Source organism: Vibrio sp. 10N.222.52.C12, assembly GCF_041474215.1.
Lineage (GTDB): Bacteria > Pseudomonadota > Gammaproteobacteria > Enterobacterales > Vibrionaceae > Vibrio > Vibrio crassostreae_C.
Genome location: NZ_JBFRTR010000097.1, coordinates 22,161 through 29,693, shown reverse-complemented (window position 1 = coordinate 29,693; position 7,533 = coordinate 22,161). Strand labels below are relative to the sequence as shown.

7 protein-coding genes are annotated in these 7,533 nt (G+C 43.1%); 4 read left to right on the top strand and 3 right to left on the bottom strand.

Annotated elements, in window-relative coordinates:
• Positions 1-183: 183 nt before the first annotated feature.
• Entirely contained in the window at positions 184-786 is a 603-nt protein-coding gene (locus tag AB4623_RS17470; RefSeq protein WP_372147038.1) for a hypothetical protein, read from the bottom strand.
• 129 nt (positions 787-915) lie between these two features.
• Positions 916-1,665, bottom strand: a complete 750-nt coding sequence (locus tag AB4623_RS17465; protein ID WP_372147037.1) for a hypothetical protein — start codon at positions 1,663-1,665, stop codon at positions 916-918.
• 332 nt (positions 1,666-1,997) lie between these two features.
• Here AB4623_RS17465 and AB4623_RS17460 point away from each other — a divergent pair, with 332 nt between their 5' ends.
• Positions 1,998-3,029 (top strand): IS110 family transposase, encoded by a 1,032-nt coding sequence (locus AB4623_RS17460; RefSeq protein ID WP_372147036.1) that lies wholly within the window; start codon positions 1,998-2,000, stop codon positions 3,027-3,029.
• A gap of 208 nt (positions 3,030-3,237) precedes the next feature.
• Here the strand turns inward: AB4623_RS17460 and AB4623_RS17455 are convergent, their stop codons facing one another.
• Positions 3,238-4,497, bottom strand: a complete 1,260-nt coding sequence (locus tag AB4623_RS17455; RefSeq protein ID WP_017059182.1) for an adenylosuccinate synthase — start codon at positions 4,495-4,497, stop codon at positions 3,238-3,240.
• Positions 4,498-4,711: 214 nt separating this feature from the next.
• On the opposite strand from AB4623_RS17455, the gene AB4623_RS17450 reads away from it, so the two are divergent.
• The 3 genes from AB4623_RS17450 (at position 4,712) to AB4623_RS17440 (ending at position 7,250) form a co-directional block, all read left to right on the top strand.
• Positions 4,712-5,584 (top strand): LysR family transcriptional regulator, encoded by an 873-nt coding sequence (locus AB4623_RS17450; protein ID WP_372147034.1) that lies wholly within the window; start codon positions 4,712-4,714, stop codon positions 5,582-5,584.
• Positions 5,585-5,860: 276 nt separating this feature from the next.
• Positions 5,861-6,856, top strand: coding sequence for a CDF family Co(II)/Ni(II) efflux transporter DmeF (gene dmeF / locus AB4623_RS17445; RefSeq protein ID WP_372147032.1), 996 nt, complete (start codon positions 5,861-5,863; stop codon positions 6,854-6,856).
• On the top strand, positions 6,834-7,250 hold the full coding sequence (locus AB4623_RS17440; RefSeq protein ID WP_017059185.1) for a MarR family winged helix-turn-helix transcriptional regulator: 417 nt from the start codon (positions 6,834-6,836) through the stop codon (positions 7,248-7,250). Before dmeF ends, AB4623_RS17440 begins: the two co-directional genes overlap by 23 nt.
• Positions 7,251-7,533 lie beyond the last annotated feature (283 nt).

Genomic DNA, 7,533 nt, shown 5'->3' with positions numbered 1-7,533 from the left:
CCTCAGGTCGCACGGACAGTTCCGTATTAGGCATTGTGCTCGAAAATCTCAGTTTCGGATAACTTCATTTAGGGCAAAGCTAAAGAGGCAGCTTTGTTGTTCGAAAACATTGGCTGCGAATGCAGCCAAAAGAATGCTATTGCCTATTGACTGGAGAAGGGCTCATATGTGTTAGCAATATGGCTACCTACGCCAATGACTCCGAAGTTCTTTTTTAAAGTTTAATGTAAAACCCAAAATTTCTTCATCTACTTGATTGCTGGCTTCTTGATTAAACTCACCATCAAACAACGCGTCGACCGATCTCAGCAGTTTGTACGCTTGCTGTGAAAACTTGATATAGGTATATGGGAATTTTTCTTCTACTGCTTTATCGAGAAGAGGGTATATACGATCTACATTTATGCGATATTCTTCTATGCTTGCACGGAAACTAACGTTTGCGCTTTCTTTTAATTTTTCATAATCGTCGCGTTCTTCAGCTGAGCGCTTAAACCGTAGTTGTTCTTGGGCGAGTTTACGTTGTTGAACAGAGCCAATTACATTCCGCCCTATACTCTCTAACTCAGTCATCTTTTCATAAAGAATGTTGTGAAAAAATTGTTCTTTCCAAGTACTGAGTGCTTTTAGCGCAACTAGAACTGTTAAAGATGCCGCCAAACCAGAAACTACACCAAAGACTTTATAACTTGCATCCAATATATCTGAACCACTGTTTAAACCTATGCCTAATATCATCCCTGACAACATAAGGGCAATACAACAAGCCACTATGACCTTATCCACGAAACCTCCTAAGATTTGCTAACGTCCGAATAACGGGCATTTACTAGCCCAAGTTGATTGAAGCACCTAAATCACAATGTTCCTGTGAAAAAGTTTGCCACGAGTTAACGTCCCCCGTTCATTCGCTTGTTAGCATTTTAACTTTCTTCGGGCAGTTAGAACAAAATCCTCATGAAGTTCAAAGAGTTCTGTACCCAACTCATTTAACTCTCGGATTTGGTCTTCAACATGGGGAGGCCAATCCCGTGAACCTCGGTAGGCATCAGGTATGCACGAAAAAATTTCGCCATTACCAATGGAATAAGAACGATTTGCCAATGTATAAATGAAATACCTAGATTTATCTATTAGCTGTTTCCTTTTAAATTCCAAATCTTCGTCAAGAAAATGTTTCTGGGCGTTATTCCATGAATGTACGAAGGTATCCAACGCTTTTACTTTTTTGCCATGATGGGAGCTTCCAAAATCATGTTCCTCTAGCAGTTTAACGTCTAACCCATTAGATGGTAAAAGCTCGATAAACTCGATAAATAAAGCCTTATCAACGTCAATTAAACTTTGCTTCTCGACTTGTGTAAGTTTTTTGGACTTGTAAATAAATGCCTGATAACCAATATTATGGGCCAATGCTAAAAATACCATTCCAAAACCTAGCCAGTAATCGGCGGTATTCGATTGTAACTCAGCTAATGTGTAATGCTCTCCAGCATTCAAATTGAAAGTATCTACCAGCCAATTGTAAAAAAGCTGCTTAAAGGCCATAGGAGTTAGAAGTACAGTAACTCCCGCACCACCAACTAACCAAGTGAGCTTGTTTGTAAAGTCAGGAAATAGCCACTTCTTCCAGATGATTTCTTTTACTTCTTTCTTATCGAACATCAATGTTCCTCTTTAATGCTAACAATTTTTAAGATCCCAAAGTGGAACAGTTATACACCCCACCTGGGGATTTTTCATGCATCTAGCGAATGCAAACATCTAGCATAACTACTTGTTTTTATGATGGTAACATGGATAGCACCAAAGTCGAGAATGAGAAAATACGACAAGATAGTTGACTTCTACGCACCTCATGACGGTTATTAGGTAATCTATCGAAAAGTCTCGGAATGAGTATGTTGCGGTTAGCTATCGTCAGCATGATGTATGGAATCCACTCCCTCCTTAGCAATCTAGACTTAGGAGTGTGAGAAAAAACCGAGGGTTCCAATATGTTGACTAAAAATGTTATCGCTATCGACTTAGCAAAAAATGTTCTTCAAGCCTGCCATATCAGCATTCATGGTGAGCTAATGTCCAATAAACCTCTGAGTCGCCAGAAGATGAAAGAGTTCTTGGCAAAGGCTAAGCCTTCGATTGTCGCCATGGAAGGTTGTTGCGGTTGCCATTACTGGGGGCAATTAGCAGAAAAACTTGGGCATGAAGTCCGAATCATTAACCCTAAGAAGGTGAAAGGATACCTAGAAGGTCATAAAACGGATCATAATGATGCTCTCGCCATCGCTAACGCCGCTATACAAATTGGTATCAAGTACAGTCGTCCAAAGTCATTGGAACAACAAGCTATGCATTCTTTAGAAACTAGCCGTAGATTCTTATCTCGTAGTGTTGTTTCCCTAGCTCTTCACATTAGAGGGACAATTTTGGGCTACGGGATAGCAAACCCTAGAGGTGAAAAAGGCTTAAAAGCGTCGGTTCAAACCGTGCTTGATGGCGATACACCAATACCCTCCAATGTCGTATCCGTTCTGTCGATGCTTTGGGAGCAATATAAAGAACTTAAAGCAAAACTCATCGCATTCGAAAAAGAGAAAAATGCTTTAACCCGTCAGATAGAGCCGTGCCAACGATTAATGGGCATTGAAGGGGTTGGTGAAACAACTGCTGCGATGCTCTATACAACTCTTGGTGATGGAAAGCAGTTCAAGAATGGAAGACAAGCTTCAGCATTTGTTGGTCTTACACCTAAACAGCACAGTTCAGGAGGCAAAGTTTTTATGATTGGGATCGATAAATGCGGTGGTGTGAAGGAGCTACGCTCGCTTCTTTATCTTGGCGCAATGTCATACGTTGGGCGACTACCCGAAAAACCGAAGACTCAGAAGGACGCTTGGTTGAGGAGCATCATAGATCGTATCGGCTTCAAGAAGGCCTGCATTGCACTGGCTAACAAAGTGGTACGTACTGCGTGGGCAATGCTTTGGTATGAGACTGAATATAAACCAGTATTACTCACTCATTAATCACTACCAAATTTTTAAATTTTACAAAATGATGATGCATAAAAGGTAAGACCAACCTACTGAGAACCTGGCCATTCTGTCATGCTGTAAAAAGCTGCTAGCGCGATAAGGACGTATCCGCCCCATGAACCCACGGGGCGGATACTTATGAACAATCAAAAAAGTCCACTGAATGTGGGCTTTGATGTAGATCTTGTCGTCTTCTAAGCTAAGCTCGAATGATCATTTGCTCGCGCTCAGGACCTACCGATACCATCACGATTGGCACACCCATCAGCTCTTCGATACGAGTAACGTAATCTTGCGCTGCTTGAGGAAGGCTCTCAAACGTGCGGCAACCCGTGATGTCTTCATCCCAGCCAGCCATATCTTCATATACGGGCTTTAGCTCAGCCGTTTGTGGCCAAATCGGGTTCTCAGTATGTTCACCTGAGTAAGCGGTACAGATTTTAAGTTCAGACAAACCAGACAGGCAATCGATCTTAGTCAGTGCTATTTCCGTTGCAGCTTGTAGGTCAACACCGTTGCGAGTTGCTACCGCGTCGAAGTAACCCATGTCACGTGGGCGGCCTGTTGTTGCGCCGTATTCGTTAGAGCTTTCGCGGAAGCTATCTTGTTCTTCCATTGCAGTTACTAGCGTGCCAGTACCAACAGACGAGCTGAATGATTTAGCAACAGCGATAACACGTTCAGGACGAAGTGCAGGTAAACCGCTACCAATGCCAGCATAAGCTGCGGTTACATTCGAAGATGTTGTCCAAGGGTATTCACCGTAGACAAGGTCGCGACCTGCGCCTAACTGAGCTTCAAACAGTAGGTTTGCGTCTTGTGATTGCAGCGCTTTAAGCGGCTCAGTTACGTTGCAGATGAACGGGCGCCACGCTTTAGTTACTTCAAGTAGCCATTCTGTCATTTCAGAAGCAGTCTGGGAGAAGTCACATTGAGGGTAGAGCGCTTTAAGCTGAGGCATCTTCCAATCAAGTAGGAATTGAATACGCTGCTCTAAAATTTCAGGTTGATTCAGCCAACCGACAAGAATGCCTTTCTTCATTACACGATCGCCGTACGCTGGTGCAATGCCTTGACGTGTAGAGCCGTAAGCGCCATCGCCCAAACGCTCTTCTTCAAGCGTATCTTCAAGAGCATGTAAAGGGAGACACAGTGTCGCACGATCTGAGATCGCCATTTTCACTTTGATGCCAGCCTCTTGAACTTCTGCAATCTCTTCAGTTAGCGCAGCAGGGCTGATCACCATGCCAGGGCCAAGAACCGCCGTACAATTAGGATTAAAAATACCACTAGGTAGTTGGTGCAGTTTGAATGTACCGAAGTCATTTACCACAGTATGACCTGCATTGTTTCCGCCTTGGAAACGAATGCTAGCAGAAGCTTGGTCTGCTAAAAAATCGACGATGCGGCCTTTGCCTTCATCACCCCAGTTTGCGCCCACAACAACGATAGATGGCATAATTTTTCTCCTAACTGATTGAGGAATCATGTTAGGCCTACAAGGTGGATAAGAGAAATTAATTATCTTTATTGTCTTGATAAGGATTTCATATATCCTTAAAGTCTTAAGCTACAAACGAGATTCCCTATCACGTTCGTTCCTCACTGTAGGGAATGACGATGGGGCATTCTTTACTTTTAGGGAATGATATTAGTGACACGAGAGAGAGGACATGATGCTCGATATTAATTTGTTGAAGACGTTTGTGACGCTTACGGAGTACAAGCATTTTGGGAAAGCGGCCAATGCACTGCACATGACACAACCCAATGTGAGTTTGCACCTAAAACAACTGGAACAACAAACACGCATAAAGTTGATAGAGAGAAGCCCTTTTCAATTGACTCAAGCGGGTGAACGGCTATTGGAAACAAGCCAAAGAACGCTACTCGAACTGCAGATTTGTCAGGCCGATCTCAATGCCATTAACGACCTTAAAATAGGGACGTTAACCATTGCCGTAAGTGACATCATTTCTCGATTTTTGCTAATTCGTCCGTTCCAGAAGTTCAAAGCGCAGTATCCCGGTATTGACCTTACGCTCTTGAATACCACGTCATCTCAGGCATCGAATTTAGTTAAAAATGCTCAAGCGGATATTGGTTTTGTTATCGCCAAAGAGCAGCACAACGAGTCTTTGTATTTCACTAAGCTGCAAGAGCTTTCTTGGTGTGCGCTTGGCGATGGGGTTGATATCCGAGACTCTGATGCAGAGCTCACTTTGATTCTACTAGGTCATGATACGAGAACGCGTGACTTTATTGATGAAGGTTTACCAAGCCTTAATCTACCTAATTATAGGGTGATGGAAGTAGGGAGTGTCGATGCTCAAATCGACTGGGCAGAAGCGGGATTTGGTGTGGCTATTGTCCCGGAGTTTGCGGTATCAACCAAGCAGCACCTGCATTCGAAAGTGACACCATTGACCAACTTCTCGAGCACCAGTCTTGGTTATATTGTTCGGCAGAACCAAGTCTTGTCGAAAGCAACCAAGCAGCTGTTAGGTTGGGTGAATGATGAGATTATTTCATTGCAAAACAAATAAATACAATCATTGAGTTTGACTCAATCAGCCCACCTCGAGTGGGCTTTTTTGTCCCTGGAAAGCCTCGTTTTTACTGAATCAATAATCTTTGGAACAAACTAGCGCTCACCATCAACTATTCGTCCCGCAAATCAGAGTTTCAAAATTCATCGTTGACAAAGTTTGATAATCAAACTAAATTTCAAATTATTACTTTGATTGTCAAATTACTTGTCAATCAAAGGGCTTTTATTTGCAACGATCATCTAACCACAAACACAAGCTAAGGACGCCATTTTGAGTTTTCCAACACGTCACCAACACAACTTTTCTTCACATAACAGTCAAGGTGAGAAACGCACGTTCTATGTCCTGTTATTGACCGTCGTTACCATGGTTGTCGAAATTGTTGCAGGTACTATTTACGGCTCGATGGCATTGCTTGCCGATGGTTGGCACATGGGGACGCACGCCGCAGCGTTTGGTATCACCTTATTTGCATACCGTTATGCGAAGAAACATGCCGAGAGCGAACGTTTCTCTTTCGGTACTGGCAAAGTCAGCGTGTTAGGGGGCTACACCAGCGCGATTGCATTGGGGATTGTGGCATTGTTGATGCTGGTGGAATCAGTACATCGTTTGTTTAACCCACAAGCGATTCAGTTCAATGAAGCGATCATCGTTGCTTGTATTGGTTTAACTGTGAATGTGGTGAGTATGTTTTTACTTGGCGATCACCATCATGATCACGGACACGAGCATGGCCACAATCATAGTAAGAATCACGGTCATTCACATAGCCATGAGCACGACAGCGACCATGGTCATAAACATGGCGAGCATCACGGACACCATCATGATCACAACCTACGCGCAGCCTACATGCATGTGTTGGCGGATACTCTAACTTCGCTGCTTGCGATTGCTGCGCTGCTATTTGGTAAGTTTTACGGTTGGAACTGGTTAGATGCAGCAATGGGAATGGTTGGCGCATTCGTGATTGCTAAGTGGACGATGAACCTTATGAAACAAACCAGCCCAATCCTGCTGGATGAGAATATCGACCAAGATTATCGTGACTCAGTGACCAAAACCTTAACGCCTTATGCGTCGGTCACCGATTTCCATATGTGGAAGGTGAGTGGGCATCACTATTCAGCAGCGATTACTCTTGAATCAAACAGTGATAAAACCGTCTCTGAATATAAACAAATGCTCGCCAAGTTTGATAAGATTAATCATCTTACTCTTGAAGTGCATTCAAACGACCATGCGAAATATAGAACAGCTTAACCAAATACTGACTGAGTTCTACGATAAAATGTCTTCGTGGGAGCAGTCTGTTGTCAAAGAGACGGGTTATTCCCTGGCTCAAGTACACACCATTGAAGTACTTGGTATGCATGGTGCGTTAAGAATGAAAGAGCTCGCTGAAAAGTTGGGTATTACCACGGGTACACTTACTGTTCAAATAGAAAAGTTGGTTAAAGCTGAATTGATTGAGCGCCATGAACACCCAACAGATCGTCGTGCGATTGTGGTTGCCTTGACGGATGAAGGGCAGAAGATACACGTTCACCACAATCAGCTTCACTTGAATTTGGTTAATGAGCTGACGCAAGATATCGAAGAAGACGAGAAAGCGGTGTTATTGAAGTGCCTAACCAAGATGGTAAAAGCGTTTTAGCCAGCCTTGAATTCGCACCTAACTCTTTAGCTGCAAAGCGATTGACTAGAAAATCAAAAGATGGACCTGACTCGAATTGAGTAGGTCCATTTTTTTCGCCGTTTACGCTCTACTGTACAATCATCAATAGACGGATTCACTGTTTAAAAACCAAGTCAAAACCTCCAATATTGCGCTTCGTTCGTGCTCTTCTGGAGAGCCAAAAAAATGTCATCATAAATAATGCATCCAAATGTGCGTCAAAGTCTTTTAATTCAATGCCTTGTATACCATGACATTCAAG

Excerpts from the sequence above, each read along its gene's own strand:
- AB4623_RS17450 (WP_372147034.1), top strand. The coding sequence starts at position 4,712 with ATGATGCTCGATATTAATTTGTTGAAGACGTTTGTGACGCTTACGGAG.
- AB4623_RS17460 (WP_372147036.1), top strand. The coding sequence starts at position 1,998 with ATGTTGACTAAAAATGTTATCGCTATCGACTTAGCAAAAAATGTTCTT.
- AB4623_RS17440 (WP_017059185.1), top strand. The coding sequence starts at position 6,834 with ATGCGAAATATAGAACAGCTTAACCAAATACTGACTGAGTTCTACGAT.
- AB4623_RS17455 (WP_017059182.1), bottom strand. The coding sequence starts at position 4,497 with ATGCCATCTATCGTTGTTGTGGGCGCAAACTGGGGTGATGAAGGCAAA.
- AB4623_RS17465 (WP_372147037.1), bottom strand. The coding sequence starts at position 1,665 with ATGTTCGATAAGAAAGAAGTAAAAGAAATCATCTGGAAGAAGTGGCTA.